Annotated in this window: 16 protein-coding genes; 6 read left to right on the top strand and 10 right to left on the bottom strand. The window is 50.4% G+C overall.

What is annotated here, in order from left to right; translation table 11 throughout:
• Positions 1 to 130: 130 nt before the first annotated feature.
• Positions 131 to 1528, top strand: a complete 1398-nt coding sequence (locus AC1RVX_RS19470; RefSeq protein ID WP_493218264.1) for an MBL fold metallo-hydrolase RNA specificity domain-containing protein — start codon at positions 131 to 133, stop codon at positions 1526 to 1528.
• A gap of 19 nt (positions 1529 to 1547) precedes the next feature.
• Here AC1RVX_RS19470 and AC1RVX_RS19465 read toward each other — a convergent pair whose 3' ends face one another.
• Positions 1548 to 1853: a 2Fe-2S iron-sulfur cluster-binding protein gene (locus AC1RVX_RS19465; protein ID WP_493218263.1), complete on the bottom strand. Its 306-nt coding sequence runs from the start codon at positions 1851 to 1853 to the stop codon at positions 1548 to 1550.
• 121 nt (positions 1854 to 1974) lie between these two features.
• Here AC1RVX_RS19465 and AC1RVX_RS19460 point away from each other — a divergent pair, with 121 nt between their 5' ends.
• Positions 1975 to 2313 (top strand): hypothetical protein, encoded by a 339-nt coding sequence (locus tag AC1RVX_RS19460; protein ID WP_493218262.1) that lies wholly within the window; start codon positions 1975 to 1977, stop codon positions 2311 to 2313.
• 132 nt (positions 2314 to 2445) lie between these two features.
• Here the strand turns inward: AC1RVX_RS19460 and AC1RVX_RS19455 are convergent, their stop codons facing one another.
• From AC1RVX_RS19455 to AC1RVX_RS19440, 4 genes are all read right to left on the bottom strand, one after another.
• Entirely contained in the window at positions 2446 to 2742 is a 297-nt protein-coding gene (locus AC1RVX_RS19455; protein ID WP_493218261.1) for an SCP2 sterol-binding domain-containing protein, read from the bottom strand.
• A gap of 70 nt (positions 2743 to 2812) precedes the next feature.
• Positions 2813 to 3466, bottom strand: a complete 654-nt coding sequence (locus tag AC1RVX_RS19450; RefSeq protein ID WP_493218260.1) for a class I SAM-dependent methyltransferase — start codon at positions 3464 to 3466, stop codon at positions 2813 to 2815.
• Positions 3459 to 4262 carry an HAD family hydrolase gene (locus AC1RVX_RS19445; RefSeq protein WP_493218259.1) on the bottom strand — a complete coding sequence of 268 codons (804 nt, stop codon included), beginning with the start codon at positions 4260 to 4262 and terminating at the stop codon, positions 3459 to 3461. Before AC1RVX_RS19445 ends, AC1RVX_RS19450 begins: the two co-directional genes overlap by 8 nt.
• The gene (locus tag AC1RVX_RS19440) at positions 4259 to 5200 is read right to left on the bottom strand and encodes a CysB family HTH-type transcriptional regulator (protein WP_493218258.1); all 942 of its coding nucleotides are present in this window, start codon (positions 5198 to 5200) and stop codon (positions 4259 to 4261) included. The genes AC1RVX_RS19445 and AC1RVX_RS19440 overlap by 4 nt, the downstream gene beginning before the upstream one ends.
• 169 nt (positions 5201 to 5369) lie before the next feature.
• On the opposite strand from AC1RVX_RS19440, the gene AC1RVX_RS19435 reads away from it, so the two are divergent.
• The gene (locus tag AC1RVX_RS19435) at positions 5370 to 7586 is read left to right on the top strand and encodes a patatin-like phospholipase family protein (protein ID WP_493218257.1); all 2217 of its coding nucleotides are present in this window, start codon (positions 5370 to 5372) and stop codon (positions 7584 to 7586) included.
• Positions 7587 to 7619: 33 nt separating this feature from the next.
• Here the strand turns inward: AC1RVX_RS19435 and AC1RVX_RS19430 are convergent, their stop codons facing one another.
• Together AC1RVX_RS19430 and AC1RVX_RS19425 are read right to left on the bottom strand one after the other, a co-directional pair.
• Positions 7620 to 8786, bottom strand: coding sequence for an ABC transporter substrate-binding protein (locus tag AC1RVX_RS19430; protein ID WP_493218256.1), 1167 nt, complete (start codon positions 8784 to 8786; stop codon positions 7620 to 7622).
• 60 nt (positions 8787 to 8846) lie between these two features.
• Positions 8847 to 9836, bottom strand: a complete 990-nt coding sequence (locus tag AC1RVX_RS19425; protein ID WP_493218255.1) for a fumarylacetoacetate hydrolase family protein — start codon at positions 9834 to 9836, stop codon at positions 8847 to 8849.
• Positions 9837 to 10080: 244 nt separating this feature from the next.
• Between AC1RVX_RS19425 and AC1RVX_RS19420 the strand changes: the two genes are divergently transcribed.
• A complete protein-coding gene (locus tag AC1RVX_RS19420) occupies positions 10081 to 11817 on the top strand; it encodes a methyl-accepting chemotaxis protein (RefSeq protein WP_493218254.1) in 1737 nt (578 codons plus the stop codon).
• Positions 11818 to 12105: 288 nt separating this feature from the next.
• Here AC1RVX_RS19420 and AC1RVX_RS19415 read toward each other — a convergent pair whose 3' ends face one another.
• Positions 12106 to 13200 (bottom strand): SPM autocatalytic domain-containing protein, encoded by a 1095-nt coding sequence (locus AC1RVX_RS19415; RefSeq protein WP_493218253.1) that lies wholly within the window; start codon positions 13198 to 13200, stop codon positions 12106 to 12108.
• Between the two features lie 439 nt (positions 13201 to 13639).
• Between AC1RVX_RS19415 and AC1RVX_RS19410 the strand changes: the two genes are divergently transcribed.
• Both AC1RVX_RS19410 and AC1RVX_RS19405 read left to right on the top strand, forming a co-directional pair.
• Positions 13640 to 15481 (top strand): DUF885 domain-containing protein, encoded by a 1842-nt coding sequence (locus tag AC1RVX_RS19410; RefSeq protein WP_493218252.1) that lies wholly within the window; start codon positions 13640 to 13642, stop codon positions 15479 to 15481.
• A gap of 215 nt (positions 15482 to 15696) precedes the next feature.
• Positions 15697 to 16581, top strand: a complete 885-nt coding sequence (locus AC1RVX_RS19405) for an HDOD domain-containing protein (protein WP_493218251.1) — start codon at positions 15697 to 15699, stop codon at positions 16579 to 16581.
• Between the two features lie 74 nt (positions 16582 to 16655).
• Here AC1RVX_RS19405 and AC1RVX_RS19400 read toward each other — a convergent pair whose 3' ends face one another.
• Together AC1RVX_RS19400 and prpF are read right to left on the bottom strand one after the other, a co-directional pair.
• A complete protein-coding gene (locus tag AC1RVX_RS19400; RefSeq protein ID WP_493218250.1) occupies positions 16656 to 18545 on the bottom strand; it encodes a propionate--CoA ligase in 1890 nt (629 codons plus the stop codon).
• A gap of 145 nt (positions 18546 to 18690) precedes the next feature.
• Complete coding sequence (gene prpF, locus AC1RVX_RS19395; protein ID WP_493218249.1) at positions 18691 to 19884, bottom strand: 2-methylaconitate cis-trans isomerase PrpF; 1194 nt, start codon at positions 19882 to 19884, stop codon at positions 18691 to 18693.
• Between the last annotated feature and the right edge of the window lie 46 nt (positions 19885 to 19930).

Raw genomic sequence — 19930 nt, 5'->3', positions numbered from 1 at the left:
TTGATATCGAAAAAAAATTAAATTCTTTGTATCAGTCGCAACTCATTCCTATACTTAGAACCTGTTAGCGTTCAGGAATACGACAGGGCCATACAGAGATCCAAACATAAACTCATGGCGGAGGTGTATTTTGCTCAAACTGCATTTTTTAGGGGCAGCAAACACGGTAACGGGCTCCCGCTATCTGTTGACAGCAGAACATAGCACCATCATGGTTGATTGTGGCCTGTTTCAAGGCTATAAGCAGCTGCGCTTACGCAACTGGGAAGCCCCTCCTTTCGATCCTGCAAAAATTGATGCCATTCTTCTCACGCATGCTCATCTGGATCATTCCGGTTATCTGCCAGTCGTGGTCAAGCTTGGTTTTCGCGGCAAAATATACTGTACCAAAGCCACCTTTGCCTTATGCAAACTGTTACTGCGCGATTCTGCTCATTTGTTTGAAGAAGAAGCAGCCTACCTGAATCGTCATCATCTATCCAAACATGAACAAGCCCTGCCACTGTATGACAGCGATGACGTCAACAAGGCACTGCAACATTTTCATGTGGTTGATGATCATGCGCGCATCAGGATTGCCGACCAAGTACATGCCAGGTGGATACCCAATGGCCACATACTCGGTTCTTGCAGTATTGCACTACAGATGGATCAAAGCACCCTGTTGTTTTCAGGCGATGTCGGCAGGCCGCGCGACTACATCATGAAAGCACCGGAATTCCCGGAGAAAACCGACTACCTGATCGTCGAATCAACCTATGGCGATCGCCTGCATGCCAGTAATTCGCCTGAAGACGAATTGCGCGATGTGATCAACAGCACCGTACAACATGGTGGCTCAGTCCTCATCCCCTCTTTCGCCGTAGGGCGGGCGCAGACACTGCTGTATTTACTATACCAGTTGCGCAAGAAAAAACAGATTGCTGACTTCCCGATTTACCTTGACAGCCCCATGTCTGAAAGCGCCACCAGTATTTATAGCCATCATGCTGATGATTTGAAACTGTCCACAGACGACATAGACGGCATGATCGCCATGACTACCTATGTACGCACACCGGAAGAATCACAACGCATCAACAGTGAACGCTGGCCCAAGGTCGTCATTTCTGCCAGTGGCATGGCAACTGGTGGCCGGGTTCTGCATCACATGAAATACATGGCACCGGATGACCGCAACACCATCGTATTCTGCGGCCATCAGGCTGGTGGTACCCGTGGGGAAAGCATGATCAATGGTGCCGCCACCGTACGTATACATGGGCAAGATGTGAAGATACGGGCTAAAGTTGTGCAAATTGATGGTTTGTCAGCCCATGCCGATTATGAAGAAATGCTGGCATGGCTGAGCCACTTGAAACATGCGCCCATATGCGCCTTTATCACACACGGGGAACCAGCAGCTGCCGACCATTTACGTCAAAAAATAGAGCGCGAATTGAAATGGCGCTGTGAAGTACCAGAACACCTGGCCAGCTACCAGATAGAGGGTAAAACATTGACTTCCCTGCATACGCAAATCCTGTGACAATCGACGCCAGCCGAACTCAGTCGAAAATATTGACTGCGGCTGGCACGTCCAGACTGATATCACTGCGGGCTTGGGCGACACAGGGCAAGATCCAGCCTTCCTGTTTTTCTTCCAGGCTCAGCCCAGGCCATTCGACCCGGTAGACAATTTCGCCCGACTGCAGCTTGCATATACAGGTGCGGCAAGTACCATTACGACAAGAATTGGGCAGGCGCACACCAGCCATCAGGGCAGCTTCCAGCAGGCTGGTTTCTTCATCCGTTTCACATGTCCAGGCATACGGCTGCAAGCTCAGCGTCCAGACATTCTTTGGCTGCGTCATATTTGTCGTTTTCCACCTTGTTTTTAAGGTTGAATTTTACTAGATTGAAAGTCTGTCCGGCTTTGCACGATGTTACGTCATGCATCAGGAGTTTGGGCAAAAGTCATATCAGGAGTAAACCATGATGACAGCCAGTGCTATCCGTAAACCAGTTCAACAAGATATTTATTCAGAAAGGCGTAATTTACGTGCACCCGATTTTACCCTGGTGCAATTAGATCCCAGAGATGTCATAGAAGGAGTCATGATACAGGAAGGCTATCAATCGGAAGATGCGCCTTCATCCGGTAGTATGCGTGAGCATTGCCCCCATTGTAGCGGGGTGCAACTGCAATTGATATTGCGTTACAAATTCGTTAAGCGTTCCCATTTATTCTGCACCAGTTGCACCCGTTGCTATGATGCATTGTATCCAGATGGCACATCAGCATTGGCTTTAGGAGCTGTATCTTTGGTGTGATCACAGATCAGGAAATTTAATACAAATAAAATTGAAAACGGCATTTCCCATCGCTTGCGCAATAGTGAAATGCCGCTTTAATTGTACCGATCACTTAAACTGCTGGACTTAAACAGTTTACACCTAGCAATCTTACACCACGGTTTGCAAACGCATGGCCACGCCCATGTCGCCGGACACTTTCAATTTACCCATCATGAAACCGTTCATTGGGTTCAGTTGGCCGGTCAGCAAGGCTGCCAGGTTTTCCAGAGAAATGCTGATCGTGCAGGCGGCTTCCTGATTTTCATTGCTGACAGCATTCGGTGTCGCTACGGCATCAACAAAAACCACGCCATCACTACCGCAATCAAATTTCAGCGTCGCATTCAAACCACTGTTGTCACCAACTTTAGCGCGTATCGCTTCTGTGCATGCTTGCAAGTCCATGAATTACTCCTGAAAAATTTAAACGACTTGCAATGTAGCACGGCTGGTCTTCGAGGAACAATACTAGAACTCATTTCAATATACAGGTCAGCATCCAGTAATAGGTGTTCCTGAAGATACGGATATCACGCACGGCAGGGCCAAATTTCTTGCGCAAGGCACTGTCTGTCGGGAAGTTCTTGAGAATTTCCACACGGCTGCCATCTTCTTGTTTGCGCAACTGAAAGGTATTGCCTTCCAAGTCAGTACGGGCGATGACGGTGCTGCTGCCTTCAACATAATTATTGTCTATCAGCACTAATGTTGTGCCCTTGCCTGACACTTTGCTCAAATGGGCCAGCAAGCCCGTCTGCGCTTCACGTTTGACATGAGACCAGAAAAATCCAGCGAAGCAGGCTGAATACTGGTCTGCCTTGGCGGCAGGCAATTCATACAGATCAGCCAGCGCGAATTCCACCTTGCCCTCAGGATACAATTTGGCCTGCGCCAGGTCGAGCATGCTCTGGTTGTAGTCCGTTGCCACAACGGATGTTGCCAGAGAGGCATAACGCTCAGTCCAGTAGCCGGTTCCACAAGCCAGTTCCAGTACGCGCTGGTTTTGCAGTACGTCCTTTACGCGAGCCTCGATTTCACGCAAGTCTTGCTGGCGTTCAGGTTTCTGATACACCTTCTCCAGCGTCTGCGCTCTTTGCGCATAATAATCGCGCATGGTATTTTCACTCATTTTTATCTTTCAACAGAAAATCAATCAGCTCGACAAAACCAGCACCATATTCTGCATTGCAGACGTAGCGCGGGTGAGCTTCAAACCGGTCCAGAAATTTTCGCACATTCGCTACCCCGACCGACAAGGGGTAATGGGCAAACATGCTGGCATCATTTGCAGAATCGCCAATAAACACATGGGTACGACGAGCCTCTGCATCATCCACGCCATATACTTCATGCAATAGCCGCTGGCTCATGCTTTGCTTGGAAAACGGCAGCACCGAGGCATGGGCATGGATGCTGCTGGTAGTGGCATACAGACCATGTTCACGTATCAATGCCACGACTTCATTCAATTGCGTCATTGGTATGGCCGGGATATTTTCAGCGATATCAAAAGCCAGGTCACCAATGCGTTGCGGCGCGTCTGCCGCTGGCAAGATATCGGGGAAATGATGGCGCATGATAGCGGCAAATGCTTCCAGCTGCTGACGATGCTGGCGGCGGGTTGCAACATCGGCATAATACAGTGCCTGTTGCTGCCCTTGCTCATCCAGCCAGAAAGCGCTGGCACCATTTTCGGCAATGACAGCATCAAAATCACATAACTTCAACAATGGCAGTGTCCAGTAAGTCGGCCTGCCAGTGACCGCAATACGTCTTAAACCTGCTGCCTTGGCCCTGTCCAGTGCATCCAGGCTGGCCACACTTAATTTGCCATGGGTGCTCAGGGTGTCATCAATATCGGTCAGGATGCCACGCACCTGGCTGCGTTCTGCCGCGGGCCAGGTGTGCAGGGCCTGCATACTCATAAATCGTAGGTATCCTTGTTACCCTGCATGACATTGTCTATCATTTTACGGTTCAGGGTGGGGTTCAGCAATTCAATAAAAGTATAGATATAGCTACGCAGATACGCACCCTGTTTGATGGCAACACGCGAAATATTCATGCCAAACAGATGCCCGACAGGAATGGCGCGCAAGTTGCGGTCACGTTCTGCATCAAATGCCATGCCTGCAATAATGCCCACACCCATGCCCAGTTCTACATAAGTCTTGATGACATCGGCATCAATCGCTTCCAGCAAAATATCTGGTTTCAGATTGCGGATAGTAAAGGCATGATCTATCTTTGTCCGTCCAGCAAAGGCGGAATCATAGGTGATCAGCGAATAATTGGCAATTTCTTCCAGCGTGACATTTTTCAGTTTCAGCAAGGGATGTTCGACGGGCACCACCACCACATGTTCCCATTGATAGCATGGCAAAGAGATCAAGCCATCAAAACCGGCAATGGCTTCGGTAGCTATTGCCAGGTCGGCCTGGTCACGCATGACCATTTCTGCAATCTGCTTGGGGTTGCCTTGCAACAAGGACAAACGCACTTTGGGATATTTCTGCATGAAAGCCTGTACCACCTTGGGCAAGGCATATCTGGCCTGGGTATGGGTGGTGGCGATGGTGAAGCTGCCACTGTCTTGTGCGGCAAATTCCTTGCCTATACGTTTCAGGCCATCAATTTCCTGCATCACCAGTTCTACCGACTTCAGCACCGCCCTGCCCGGCTCGGTCAAACCGCGTATGCGCTTGCCGTGACGGGTAAAGATATCGACCCCCAATTCCTCTTCCAGCTCAATAATCGCCTTGGACACACCTGGTTGCGAAGTAAACAAGGCCTTGGCTGCCTCAGTCAGATTAAAATTCTGTCTCACGGCTTCACGTACAAAACGCAATTGATGTAGGTTCATAGGTTTTTTTGGTAAGGGCAAGAAAAATCTCTTATGCAATTAAACATAGGTTAACATGATTTAATATGCATCCGTTAGTATATAGACCCTGAGCCCAGAATTCCATGTTTCCACACTGTCTGACATGTTTAAATCACTTTTCCTGCTATTTTTTAGTTTCATAAGTTGCTTGTTAGCATCAAGATCCTCAAATGCAGAAACCCTGACAGTACAACAGCCACAAGCAAGGACACCAAGGATATGCCTGGCCCTGTCTGGTGGTGGTGCCCGCGGTTTTGCTCATATTGGCGTACTAAAAGTACTGGAAGAATTGCGTATTCCCATTGATTGCATTGCTGGTACCAGTATGGGGGCGGTAGTCGGCGGCTTGTACGCTGCTGGTCTTTCTGCATCTGAAATCGAAAACCGCCTGGATGCGTTGAAGCTCGATGACATTGCGCTGGACAGGGTGGAAAGGCGCGTCTTGCCACAATCCGTGCGCGAAGAAGATGAACAGTACCCGCTAGGTGCGACACTGGGTCTGAGCGCCAATGGAGTACGTCTGCCAGCAGGTGTGGTACAGGCGACCCAGTTTCTTGAACTATTGCAGAACTGGACTGCTCATCTACAGCCAGATATAGATTTTGACCGCCTGCCCATTCCTTTCCGTACCGTCGCCACGAATTTGGAAACTGGCAAAATGGTGATCTTTACCAAAGGCCCGCTGCACAAGGCGATACGCGCCAGTATGGCTGCACCCGGCGTTTTTGCTCCGATAGAAATCGATGGCCGCTTATTGTCAGACGGTGGCCTGGTCAGGAACCTGCCAGTAGATATTGCCCGGCAAATGGGGGCAGATATCGTGATCGCAGTCAATATCGGCACACCGTTGATGCCGCGCGATCAATTGCAAACCCTGTTCAATGTCAGCCAGCAGATGGTCAACATCCTAACCGAACAGAATGTAGAAGCTCAAAAAGCCCTGCTGACCGCCAACGACATTCTGATAGAACCGCATCTGGGGGACATCAGCTTTATGGATTTTGGCCGCTCCAGAGAGGCTGTGGCAATAGGTGAAAACGTCACACGCGAAATGGCATCACAGCTGCAAGCCTATAGCCTGTCGCCAGAGACATATGCGATCCGGCATCAAATACGGCTGAACCCGCAACTACCAAAGATTGATATTCAATTTGTCGATGTTGTCACCAATGGCGCGGTACCCGAAAGCGATATACGACGCCAGTTGAACATACATCCGGGAATAGAATACAAGGCCGAAGACGTGAATCGCAAACTGTCAATTCTGAACAATGCTCGTGACTTTGACAGCATCAATCATGAATTGATAGAGCGTGACGGCGAATATGGGATACGTGTAAATGCCTACGGACGTAACTGGGGACCACATTTCCTGCGCTTTGGACTGGCACTGTCCAGCGGCTTTGAAGGCACCGGCGGCTTCAAACTGCAGGTTGGTCACAGGCGTCCATGGCTCACCGAAAGCGGTCTGGAATGGCGCAACGATGTGGAATTTGGCAACAGCATCAAACTGCATACCGAATTACGCCAGCCTTTGTTTGAGCGTGAGGGCATGTATTTGTCACCATTTGCAGAAATCGGTCAGAACACCAGAAACCTGTACAACGGCAATACCCGGGTCGCCGAATACAACTTCCGCAGCGACCGGCTGGGATTGGATCTTGGCATGCGCCTTGGTGAACAGGGAGAGTTGGGAGAAGCCAAGTTGGGATTGAATTTCAACAGCTATCGTGTGCGACCGAAATTAGGGGGCTTCCTGCTAAGAAACGAAGATGGCAGCTTAAGCACAGAACCCCTGCCCAGCGCCGATTTGCATCAATTGGGGTTGAAAGGAGCACTGGTGATTGATCAGTTGAGTGACGCCAGCTTCCCGCGCTACGGTTACAAATTCGATGGCAATGTCTTTCTGGGTACGGACAGATCACACAATAACTACCAGGAACTGAGCATCAATACAACCTGGGCCAACAGCTGGGACAACCACAGCATCAACTTGAAACTGAATGGCGCAGGCTTATTCCAGACTGACACTGAAATACGCGGCATAGGCTCTACACTGGGTGGTTTTCAGCAATTGTCAGCCTATCAGCCAGATCAGTTCACTGGCAATTACCTGCTGTATGGCAGTCTGACGTATTTGCTGCGTGCCGTGAAATTTGATCTGGCGGGGCAAAGCCTGTTCCTTGGCACTTCGCTGGAAGCAGGCAATGTCTGGAACAAGAGAAGCGAAATGTCGGCGTCTTCACTGCGCAAAAGCGCCAGTCTGTTTGCCGGATTCAACAGCTTCATCGGCCCGATTTATTTGGGCTTTGCGGTCGGTCCGGCTGGTGCCAAGAATGTGTTCTTCCAGTTAGGGAGGCAATAAGCCCAACCGTCAATCTGTCAACTGATTTGCCGATTAGCCGCCATAGGCATACACGAATTTGCCAGCCTGGATTTTACCCATGACGCGCGAACGCTGGTCCAGCCCCACATGGTCGGTTGGACTCATCGTGATGACACCTTGGGGAACCACCAGTTCCCTGGTGTTTTCCAGCGCATTACGCAAGGCCTGCCTGAAAGCTTTGGTGCCGGGTTGTGCCGTTTTCAATGCAACCGGGATGGCATTTGCCATCAGCATGTAGGCTCCCCAGGCATCACCGGCAAACTGGGTCACACTGCCCGGCCCATAGGCAGTTTCATATTTCTGGGCGAAATCGACAGAGACTTTCCTGACCGGATTTTTTTCCGGCAATTGACGGGCCACCACTGCCGGGCCGGTCGGGAATAGCGTGCCTTCGACATCCTTGCCACCGAGCTTCAAAAATTCCATGCTGGCTATGCCGTGGGTCTGATAGATTTGTGATTTATAACCGCGTTCTATTAACGTCCTTTGCGGCAATACGGCAGGTGTGCCTGAACCTGCAATCAGCACCGCATCCGGCTTGGCAGACATCATCTTCAGTACTTGTCCCGTGACACTGGTATCGGTCCTGGCAAAACGTTCATTTGCCACGATCCTGATATGCCGCAATTCAGCCAGTTTGGAAAATTCACGCCACCAGCCCTCGCCATAGGCATCGGCAAAACCGATAAAGGCGACTGTCTTAACACCATGATCAGCCATATGCTGGGTCAGGATGGTCGTCATATGGGTATCGTTTTGCGGCATCTTGAATACCCAGGCACGCTTGGCATCCATAGGTTCAACAATGCTGGCAGAGGCAGCCAGGGTGACCAGTGGTGTTTCGTTTTCTGCCACCACGTCCAGCAAGGCCAGGGCATTGGGTGTGGTATTGGGGCCGATGATGATATCGACTTTTTCTTCGGCGATGAGCTTTCTGACATTTTTAACCGCGTTGCCGGGATCTGTAGCATCGTCCAGCAGAATATATTCCACTTTTTTTCCGGCTATTTCTTTTGGCCACAGCAAAATAGCATTTTTGGACGAAGAACCAATCGCAGCCGCCGGCCCCGTCGTCGACAGATTGATACCCACCTTTATCTGCGCTGCAGCTGACAGGCAGACCAGGCTTGCAGAAGCCAGTGCCACAACGCGTAAAGTGCAGGAAAAAACAGGTAACATAAACTACTCCACAAAAAATTTACAAAGGCACACCGGCACTGCCTGTAGCATCAAAAAAAATCATCCAGCGTGATATTCGACTACGCTCTGTTCAATCGCACCGAATATGGATTTTCCATTCTTGTCCAGCATCTCTATCTTGATACTATCGCCAAATTTCATATACGGCGTGACAGGCTCACCAACAGCAATCATTTCGAGCGCACGTTTTTCTGCTATGCAGCTATATCCCTTGGCAGCATCCTTGTTGGATACCGTGCCCGAACCGATGATGGTGCCAGCGCGGGCATTTCTGGTCTTGCACAAATGCGTAATCAGCTGCGGAAAAGAAAAAACCATATCCACGCCTGCATTCGGCTGCCCAACCAACATATTGTTCAGACTGGAACGCAAAGGCAGATGCACTTTGCCGTCTTTCCATGCATCACCCAATTCATCCGGTGTCACTGCCACCGGCGAAAAACTGGATGCTGGCTTGGATTGAAAAAAACCAAAGCCCTTTGCCAATTCTGCTGGTATCAGATTGCGCAGTGACACATCATTCACCAGCATCAGCAGGCGTATGTGCTCGGCCGCATTCTGCACCTTGACACCCATGGGCACATCACCGGTGACGACCGCAATTTCACTCTCGAAATCAATACCCCACTCTTCTGACACCATAGCGATATCATCCTGCGGCCCAATGAAATCGTCACCGCCCCCCTGATACATCAGTGGATCGTGCCAAAAACTGTCGGGCATGTCGGCGTTTCTGGCCTTGCGTACCAGTTCTACATGATTGACATAGGAAGAACCATCTGCCCACTGGAAAGCACGTGGTAGCGGTGCCATGCACTTGCTGGCATCAAAATCAAAACTGTTGGCCGCGCGCCCCCCATTCAGACGCGCATACAATTCATCCAGTTGAGGTGCAATGAAATTCCAGTCATCCAGTGCCCGTTGCAAAGTCGGTGCCATGCCGTCTGCGATACAGGCTGTCTTCAAATCGCGGGATACCACCACTAGCTGACCATCGCGAGAACCATCTTTAAGTGTTGCAAGCTTCATAAATCCTCTGTTTTAATACACACATATTCACGATTTTACATGATCAAAAACCAGAAACTGTCAGGAAACCCACAAGCCCTACGACTAATCATAGATTTAGCTGGCACTACAAGCCAATTTTGGTATGCTCAATACACGATCTTCAATGTAATTTATTCTGTAAAACAGGGTAAATTACTGGAGACAAGCGACGAAAATTGATCCCTGGCGTCCTAACCTACTGTTTTATATAGGAATCACTATAATGAATTTCAGCAATCTCAAAATCAGGGTACGTCTTAGTTTTGGCTTTGGCCTCACCTTGCTGACCATGCTGCTAATGGTCAGCCTTAGCGTTGTCAGACTTAATGAAATTGCTGCACGCAACAAACAGATACTGGAAAATGATGCCGTAGGTGTCACCAGTGCACTGGAAATTTCTGCCATCATCCAGGAAAACAGTAGCCGTACCCTGGAATTATTCATTACACCAGACCAGAATGCACGCACGCAGCAATATACCGCCATTGACGCCAACAAAAAGAAAATTACCGCGTTGCTGGACATCCTCAAGAAACTGGCACAAAGCCCCAAAGAAAAAGAAGCGGTTGACAAACTGGTGGCCTCAAATGCCGTTTTTGTCACCGCCTTCAGCAAAACCGGGGATCTGATAGAACTGGACCAAAAAGACGAAGCGGTGGCAATGATGAGCAAGACCACCTTCCCTGCACTGAAACAGTCGCTGACTGACATCAACGCCCTGGCAGATATTCAAAAATCTGACATGGCAACAAACGGTGAAGAAATCAAGAGCATCATCATGTTCTCGCGCAACCTGATGATCGTCCTTGGAATCATCGCCCTGATCCTCAGTGCCGCCGTTGCAGCATGGATTGCACGCTCGATCACTGGCCCGCTGGATGCCGCAGTCAAAGTTGCCACGAGAGTGGCAAATGGTGACCTGACCGGCAAGATAGAAGTTCGTTCACGCGATGAAACCGGGCAATTGCTGAGTGCCCTGGCCGACATGAACAATAGCCTGGTGATGACCATCAGTCAGGTGCATAGCAGTACTGAAATGATTTCTACCGCTTCAAGTGAAATCGCATCCGGCAATGCTGACCTGTCTGGCCGTACCGAATCACAGGCCAGCGCACTGGAAGAAACAGCATCTTCAATGGAAGAGCTGACATCAACCGTCAAACAAAATGCAGACAATGCCCGCCAGGCGAATCAACTGGCGATCTCAGCATCTGACGTCGCTACCAAAGGTGGGCATATCGTTGGCCAAGTGGTCAACACCATGGGTTCGATCAAAGACAGTTCAGGCAAGATCGTCGATATTATCGGGGTGATCGACAGTATTGCCTTCCAGACCAACATCCTGGCTCTGAACGCTGCAGTGGAAGCCGCACGTGCCGGTGAACAGGGACGCGGATTTGCAGTGGTAGCAGCCGAAGTCAGGAACCTGGCGCAGCGCAGCGCCAGTGCCGCAAAAGAGATCAAGACCCTGATTAATGATTCAGTTGAAAAAGTCAATCTGGGTAACAAACTGGTTGATGAAGCCGGTATGACCATGGATGAAATTGTGACTTCCATCAAGCATGTGGCCGATATCATGAGTGAAATCACAGCAGCCAGCCAGGAACAGAGTGCAGGCATAGAACAAGTCAACCTGGCTATTTCCCGCATGGATGAAATGACGACGCAAAATGCCGCGCTGGTTGAACAAGCATCTGCTGCGGCAGAAAGCATGCAGGAACAGGCTGGTGCACTGGCACAGGCAGTCAGTGTATTCAAATTGGATGTTGTGCAACAAAAACCAACATCAATTGCTATCAGCAAGGCCAGCCCTGCTGCTGCCAAACCGGCACACGCACCCTTGAAATTGGGTAAGGCAACGAACAAAGCTTCCGCCACTTCGGCCGCCCGGCCAGCAACAAGACAATCAGCATCAGAAAAACCACCTACTGGCGAAAGTGCAGATTGGGAAGAATTCTAAAATTATTTTGAAACAAAACTGTCACACAAAAAACAGCTCCCGTTAAGGATCTGTTTTTTCTGTGCGAAAATCTAATAAGTAAATTCAGATAAAAATAGGACTTACGCAAAATTGTCCCAGCAAGGCTATCGCTTTTAGGAAACCTCCCTTGCAGGGGAGGTTCGTTCCGTCGGCAGGCAACATGTCGCCTGAAACCCCGACTACACCGTCAGCGACGAAGACAGTACTTTAGTACGGCAAGGCGCTGCAACGCAGTTGGGGCGGTTTTGCGTAAGTCCTAAAAATTGCTCACACAGATAAATCTACCTGTTGCAGGCTATGCGCTTTTCCATCTTCGCTCAGCCACACACCTGAAGAACGTAGTTGTCCGTCCGATTGGTTCTGCGCATTATTCAAGGCATACTGGGTACTTGCGTTACCCAGATACAGGGCACCCACATTAGCCTGTTTCAACGTCTGTAGCTGATCATGACCTGCACTGTCCTTGGTCCACACTTTTAGCTTCTGGTATACCGCATCATTTTCATCTATCCAGTGATTGCCATCGCTGTCATAAGCAGCCAGTTCAGAGAAGCCATTACCAGTACCGGGGCCAAACAATTCGGTGCCGTTATTAATCTTGCCGTCATTATTTTTATCCAGCGCCAGGAAACCTGCGCCCTGGACAAAGGATATGTTTTCTTTTGTGCCATCCCCATTCAGATCAAAGGCAAATTTCTGCGAAGTAAGTTGAGTAGAATCGCCAGAGAAATTGACGACCAAAGGATCCACTTTCTTGGCGTCGCCAAGACGGACATGGGTATCACTTTCTTCGTGATAGCTGCGATTAAGATCGAAGGAAAGATTAAAACTGATTTCCTTATTGTCTGCCGTGACAATTTTTCCACTGGCCTTGAAAGAAGTCTGTTCAGTTTCAGTATAGGATTCATGCGTATCCACCTCAACACCCCAGCCTGCCTTGCTGGGTGCGGCTGACTGCGCCGGTTGAGCTGTGGTTGTGCTAGCTGAAGGCTGCGCCGTGCTTGCTGCTGCACCGGACTCAATGTCGGCACTACTCAAGGTATTAATTTTTTTACCGGTCATCAATTCAATGATGTACATGATCAGGCGTATACGCGGATCATTTTCAGCCTCGTCGCTGGCCTGCTGTACAGCATCGGTCTGAGTGGCAGAAGTTTGTGGTGCTGCCTGGGCAGCGCGTCCCGCATCTGAAATTTGCACATTGGCGGAAACATTACGCAAATTTGCTGGCAAGTCTGCGTTGCGCCCTTCAAAATCCGGACGTGTGTCGCCTACCCAGGCACGCAACTTGTCCTGCGTTTCAAGAGTACTACTGGCAATATGACTGGATGACAGGGATATGTCTGAGGAAACAATTTTCACGATGCGCTCCCGCCTTGCACTACTAATAAAGACAGCGAACTTGCAGCAGTGACCGTTTGCTTTTCAATACATAATAGTCCACCATCGCAGCCCATATAGGGATGCGACCACGCATGCCATGCACGCCTGATGCCAGTTCTATCAACACGCCAATTTTGAACTGATGAGCATTCAGACGAAATGTGCGTGATCACCTCATCTAACGGTCAAAGTTCAAAAAGCTTTATACAAGAACGTCAAGAAAAGAAGATTTAGTTTTGAGCATTGATGGAACTGCAACTGACAAATGACAGTCTACAAACAAACTTTTACACAAACAAAATGCAAAGCTGCATAACGCAAATTTCTACAATACAAACAAATACGCTCGTATTGATGAATTCCAAGTTCTGATAAGCTTGCAAACTATTTTTCAATCACTCTTCTACGGAAAGTTCACATGAACAAATTGCGCTCCTTAACCAGTATCCTTCTTTCAGCTGGTTTGCTGAGTTCAGTTACCATGTTGGCACATGCCGCCACGACGCCAGAGCCAAAAATCGGGCAAGCGCAACCCGTCAGTGTCAAGACAAACACGGAAACAGGCAGGCGGCTGAATTTGCTGGCTGAATATTATTACGACAAGCAGGCCGCCTTTGAGCCAATAGGGGCTTCCTATAACGGCGATACCCGCTTTGATGACAAGCTGCCCATGACCATTGCGCCTGCGGTCAAGGCCAAACAGGTCACCATGTGGCAGGATATCGCCACCAGGCTGGCCAAAATCAGGCGCAATGACTTATCGTTAGCAGATACCGTGACCTATGATTGCCTGGATTTTGAAATCAAGGCCAATCTCGACATTGCCAAATTTGATAATCAACTATTGCCGCTCAATCAAATGGATAGCGTGCCGGTCACCTTGGCACAGTTTGCGTCTGGTCAAAGTGCCCAGCCGCTGAAAACAGTCCGGCAATATAGAATCTTCCTGCATCGTTTGACGCAATTGCCCGCCTGGTTGAATCAAGCCACCAGCAATATGCGGGAAGGCATGCAGCGTGGCATCGTGTTACCGAAAGCACTGGTAAATTCCGCACTGCCGCAATTTGCACAATTGGCAACGGAAAAACTTGAGGAACATGCTTACTACGCACCCATCAAAAATTTCCCAGCCGATTTTTCAACTGCAGACAAACAAGCCCTGAACCGCGAATACAGCCTGGCACTAAACAGCAAAGTATTACCTGCGCTACGCCAGTTCAATCATTTCCTGTCCACCGATTACCTGGCTGGCAGCCGCAGCAGCAGTGGCTGGAGCGCCCTGCCCAATGGCGATATCTGGTATCGCGCCTGGGTCAAAGACCAGACCACTACTGATCTTAACCCGGAACAAATCCATGCCCTGGGCCTGAAAGAAGTAGCGCGCATACAAAGTGAGTTTATTGCCCTGGGCCCAAAGCTTGGCTATCAGGGTGACCCGGCAGGTCTGCCTGCCTGGATAGATACTCAACCCCAATATCGCCCTTACAAGACCGAGGCAGAAGTGTTGGATGGGTATCACAAGATCGAAAAAATGGTCGTAGCGAAACTGCCTGAACTATTTGCCAGGATGCCCAAAGCCGCGCTGGATATTCGTGCAGAACCGGAAATCAGCCGGCTGACTGCATCTGACCACTACACCCAGCCGGCGTTTGATGGCTCCCGCCCAGGTGTGTTCTGGGCCGTCATCAATAATCCAGCCGACTACAGCACAGCTGGCATGAAAACCCTGTATCTGCATGAAGGCCAGCCAGGCCATCATTTTCACTTGGCAAGATCACAAGAATTGGATATCCCAAAATTCCGCAAATTTGGCGGTAATAATGCCTATACCGAAGGCTGGGCTCTGTATGCCGAAACCCTGGGTAAAGAGATGGGATTGTATGAAAACGACCCCAGCGCCTATCTGGGTCACCTGACTGATGAACTCTTGCGTGCAACCCGTCTGGTGGTGGATACCGGCTTGCACGCCAAGGGCTGGACACGCGAACAGGCGATTCAATACCAGCAGGCGACTCTGGGTTATAGCGAGGCAGCCTCACGCCAGGCGACGGAGCGCTATATGGCCTGGCCTGGTCAGGCGCTGGGCTACAAGATAGGTTCACTGAAAATTATGGAATTACGTCAAAGGGCCAGCGCTACACTCGGCCCACGTTTCGATTTGCGCCAGTTCCATGATATGGTGCTCAGCGACGGCACTTTGCCATTGGCTTTGCTCGAAGCCAAAATAGATAAATGGATAGCCAGCCAAAAGACAAATTGATGTAGATTTACTTTATTTTGCATCGCTTGATTGACCTGTAACATTATCTGAAGCAGAATGAAATCTGGAACTATAGGTCTTGGACATGTTGACCTGAAATAAGCTAAATCATGGAGACAGACAACAAGCGGCAGCAATGCCGCGTCTCCCTGACTCTATGGGCAGCAAGTCCGCCCACAATCATGTATGTTTAATTTGTGCAAATGACATCTGCGATGAATAAAATCGATGCACTCAACAGCATTGCCGAGCAAGCTCAACGCGGCGAACTGGTGTTTCCGACAAACGTGGCGGCTTCCCTTAAACTTCAACAAACACTGGATGATCCAAATTGCAGCCTTGATACAGCGACCAAACTGGTCTTGAATGAGCCATTTCTTGCTGCCAGAATGGTCGCGATTGCCAATTCTGCCGCCTATAGCCGGGGCACCGATGTGACCAGTGTCAAGGCAGCCATTAACCGCCTGGGTTTTCGTACTTTGCGGGCAGTGGTTGCCTCACTGGTCATGCGACAGTTGGCAGGCACCAGCAAGAACAGGCAATTGCAGGCCATGACCAATAAGTTATGGGAGCATACCGCCCAAGTCGCTGCGCTGGCCCAGGTGATTGCCCGTCGCGTTACCAAGGTAGACCCTGACACGGCAATGTTTGCGGGCATCGTGCATGAAGTTGGCAATTTCTACCTGCTATCGCGGGTAGATGAATACCCATCACTGATAGAACGTGATCTGCCGGCCCCGGATTCCAGTCCTGATGATTTGCCATCCTTCTCCGACACCATTATTGATCGTGAATCTTCAGAGACACAAATCGGAACTGCTGTCATACAAAGCCTGAAATTACCGCAGACGGTGGTGGAAGCCGTGCAAGCGCTCTGGTTTGGCTTGCGTGCCATGCCGCCAGAAACCCTGGGTGATACCTTGCTGCTGGCGAATGAACTGGCAGCTACACATTCGCCCATGGACATTCATTCCTACGCCGAAGAGTCTGAACAATATTCATCAGAAATTGATTTCGTCGTCGGTGACGGCACGCTCAACAGCATACTTGAAGAATCAGAAGAAGAAGTCAGGACATTGGCTGCCGCCTTACTGGTTTGAATACATAAACACAAAGAAAAAGGGAAGGAGCGATAGCTCTCCTTCCCTTTTTCATTTTCCCTTTAGTGCACTCGTCAGGCTTTCAAGATCGCCAAAATTTGCTGTAAAGACGAGGGATCTTCTATTGTCGTCAAATCCCCTGCATCACGCCCCTCACAAATCGCCTGTATCGAGCGACGCAATAATTTACCGGAACGGGTTTTTGGCAGCATGTTGACAAAATGCACACGCGCTGGTCGCGCCACGGCCCCCAGTTGCTTGTCTACCACAGCCATCACTTCACCTTCGAGTGCCCGCTTTTGTTCTGGTGTAGCGGCAAGTTCAGGATGTTTGAGTATGGCAAAAGCAACTGCTACCTGTCCTTTGAGCTTGTCTTCGACCCCGACTACCGCCACTTCAGAAATTTGCGGGTGACTGGAAATACTCTCTTCTATCTCACGGGTACCCAGACGATGCCCGGCGACGTTGATGACATCATCGGTACGGCCCAGAATAAAATAATAGCCATCAGCATCCCTGATGCCCCAGTCAAAAGTTGAGTACAACTGCTCATGCGCAAAGTTGGTCCAATACGTGCTAACAAAACGCTCATCATCACCGAACACGGTTTGCATGCAACCTGGCGGCAAAGGCCCCTTGATGGCGACGACACCCTTTTCATTGACACCACATTCCGCGCCCGTATTTTCATTAATGATGTGCACGTTGTACCCGTACATAGCGACACCAGGGCTGCCCAACCGGGTGGCGGTTTGTTCAATGCCGCGGGCAACTGACAAGATGGGCCAGCCCGTTTCGGTCTGCCAGTAATTATCGATGATCGGTACGCCAAGCTCGTTGGCGATCCAGCTGGATGTGGTTTCATCCAGTGGTTCACCGGCCAGGTACAGCGCTTTCAGTGAAGACAGATCGTATTTGCGCATCAACTCAGATGGATGCTTCTTCAAGACACGTACCGCTGTCGGTGCAGAGAACATGCGTGTGACCTTGTATTTTTCAACGATGCTCCACCAGATACCCGCATCCGGACGAATCGGCGTGCCCTCATACATGATGGTGGCCATACCGGCAATCAACGGGCCATACACGATGTAGGAATGCCCCACCACCCAACCTATGTCCGAAGTGGCGAAATAGGTTTCCCCCGGCTTGCCACAGAAAATATGTTTCATCGACGAAGCCAATGCCACAGCGTAACCACCGACATCGCGCTGCACGCCCTTGGGCTTGCCAGTCGTCCCGGACGTGTACAAGACATAGGACATGGCATTTGATTCCAGCCAGGTGACAGCTACCTGCGCATCCCAATGCCGCTCTCTGGCTGTCGCATAATCGACATCACGCCCAGCCACCAGCTGCATGGCATCCAGACCACGATTCACCAGCAAGACATGTGCGGGTTTGTGTTCGGCCAGTGCTATAGCTTCATCCAGCAAGGGTTTATACGGCACAGCCTTGCCACCACGCATACCGGCATCTGCTGACACCACCAGCACAGGCTTGGCATCATCAATCCGCGTACCCAGGCTTTTTGAAGCAAAGCCACCAAACACCACGGAATGCACCGCGCCTATACGGGCACAGGCCAGCATGGCAAAAGCGGCCTCTGCAATCATGGGCATGTAGATCAATACCCTGTCGCCCTGCTTCACACCCAGACTCAACATAATAGCGGCCATGCGCTGCACCTCGCCATGCAGTTCGGAAAAGCTATAGGTTTTCTCGGCATTGGTTTCGGTAGAGATGGCGATCAATGCAGGTTGGTCTGCCTGCTTTTCCAGCCAGCGGTCCACGGCGTTGTAGCAGAGATTCGTTTCACCGCCGACAAACCATTTTGCGAATGGTGGTTTGCTGTGGTCCAGCACCTGTTCATACGGCTTGTGCCAATCTATCAATTGCGCTTCTTTGGCCCAAAAGCCTTGCGGATCCTGTATTGATTCCTGATAAAACGCTGCGTAAGTCATGCTGTCTCCTTCGGTATCACAAAATAGTCCAGTTGTTACCGCACCGCTGAGCGCTTATTTTTATTCTTGAACAGTGGCGCTGGCGCGAGGCCATGCCTGCACTTTGACGTGCATAAAGCTATTTCAATTCAAATCCGTTGTCCTGTCAGTAAAGATCTGCAGCAGGTACGCGTACCCAGCCTTCCATCAATACGCGTGCGCTGCGGCTCATGATGGCTTTGGTGACGCTCCACTCGCCATTGACCTGCGTTGCTTCCGCGCCTACCCGCAATGTGCCGGACGGGTGACCAAAACGTACTGCAGTGCGTGCGCCACCGCCAGCCGCCAGATTCACCAGCGTGCCAGGTATCGCAGCGGCAGTACCAATCGCCACTGCCGCTGTACCCATCATGGCATGATGCAGCTTGCCCATGGACAGGGCGCGCACCAGCAAATCCACATCAGCAGCCTTGACCTGCTTGCCACTGGATGACACATAATCGACAGGCCTGGCAACAAACGCCACCTTGGGCGTGTGCTGGCGCTGTGCTGCTTCGCTGATATCCTTGATCAGGCCCATACGCAATGCCCCATGGGCACGTATGGTTTCAAACATGGCCAGGGCTTCAGCATCACTATTGATGGCGTCCTGCAATTCCGTACCGGTATAGCCTATCGCCTCTGCGTTTACAAAAATGGTGGGAATGCCGGCATTGATCATGGTCGCCTTCAGCGTCCCGACACCCGGCACTTCCAGCTCATCAACCAGATTACCTGTTGGGAACATGGAGCCACCCTCACCATCTTCATCTGCCGCCGGGTCCATGAATTCCAGTTGCACTTCGGCCGCCGGGAAGGTCACACCATCCAGCTCAAAATCGCCGGTTTCCTGCACAGCGCCGTCAGTCATGGGAATATGCGCGATGATGGTTTTGCTGATATTCGCCTGCCATACACGGATAGTAGCCATGCCGTTTTGCGGGATACGGTCTGCATCAACCAGCCCAGCACTGATGGCGAAGGCACCTACTGCCGCAGACAGGTTGCCGCAATTGCCGCTCCAGTCAACAAAAGCCTTGTCTATGGAAACCTGGCCAAACAGGTAATCCACGTCATGGTCTGGCTTGCTGCTTTTTGACAGGATGACGGTTTTGCTCGTGCTGGAAGTCGCACCGCCCATACCATCTATCTGCTTGCCATACGGGTCGGGGCTACCTATCACGCGCAACAACAGGGCATCACGCGCTGCGCCTGACTGTTGGGCAGCTTCCGGCAAATCCTGCAGACGAAAAAATACACCCTTGCTGGTACCGCCACGCATATAGGTTGCCGGGATTTTGATCTGTGGAAGATGGGCCATGTATTTACTCTTTAAAATTCGATTCAGAGACAGCGCTCCTCCATCA

The organism is Undibacterium sp. GW821-FHT11B02, assembly GCF_058808955.1.
This window is presented reverse-complemented; position numbering and strand designations above follow the sequence as displayed.

What these genes read in the sequence shown, in the direction of transcription:
- AC1RVX_RS19465 (WP_493218263.1), bottom strand. Translation starts at nt 1,853, where the DNA reads ATGACGCAGCCAAAGAATGTCTGGACGCTGAGCTTGCAGCCGTATGCC.
- AC1RVX_RS19460 (WP_493218262.1), top strand. Translation starts at nt 1,975, where the DNA reads ATGATGACAGCCAGTGCTATCCGTAAACCAGTTCAACAAGATATTTAT.
- AC1RVX_RS19455 (WP_493218261.1), bottom strand. Translation starts at nt 2,742, where the DNA reads ATGGACTTGCAAGCATGCACAGAAGCGATACGCGCTAAAGTTGGTGAC.
- AC1RVX_RS19450 (WP_493218260.1), bottom strand. Translation starts at nt 3,466, where the DNA reads ATGAGTGAAAATACCATGCGCGATTATTATGCGCAAAGAGCGCAGACG.
- AC1RVX_RS19445 (WP_493218259.1), bottom strand. Translation starts at nt 4,262, where the DNA reads ATGAGTATGCAGGCCCTGCACACCTGGCCCGCGGCAGAACGCAGCCAG.
- AC1RVX_RS19440 (WP_493218258.1), bottom strand. Translation starts at nt 5,200, where the DNA reads ATGAACCTACATCAATTGCGTTTTGTACGTGAAGCCGTGAGACAGAAT.
- AC1RVX_RS19430 (WP_493218256.1), bottom strand. Translation starts at nt 8,786, where the DNA reads ATGTTACCTGTTTTTTCCTGCACTTTACGCGTTGTGGCACTGGCTTCT.
- AC1RVX_RS19425 (WP_493218255.1), bottom strand. Translation starts at nt 9,836, where the DNA reads ATGAAGCTTGCAACACTTAAAGATGGTTCTCGCGATGGTCAGCTAGTG.
- AC1RVX_RS19420 (WP_493218254.1), top strand. Translation starts at nt 10,081, where the DNA reads ATGAATTTCAGCAATCTCAAAATCAGGGTACGTCTTAGTTTTGGCTTT.
- AC1RVX_RS19410 (WP_493218252.1), top strand. Translation starts at nt 13,640, where the DNA reads ATGAACAAATTGCGCTCCTTAACCAGTATCCTTCTTTCAGCTGGTTTG.
- AC1RVX_RS19405 (WP_493218251.1), top strand. Translation starts at nt 15,697, where the DNA reads ATGAATAAAATCGATGCACTCAACAGCATTGCCGAGCAAGCTCAACGC.
- AC1RVX_RS19400 (WP_493218250.1), bottom strand. Translation starts at nt 18,545, where the DNA reads ATGACTTACGCAGCGTTTTATCAGGAATCAATACAGGATCCGCAAGGC.
- prpF (WP_493218249.1), bottom strand. Translation starts at nt 19,884, where the DNA reads ATGGCCCATCTTCCACAGATCAAAATCCCGGCAACCTATATGCGTGGC.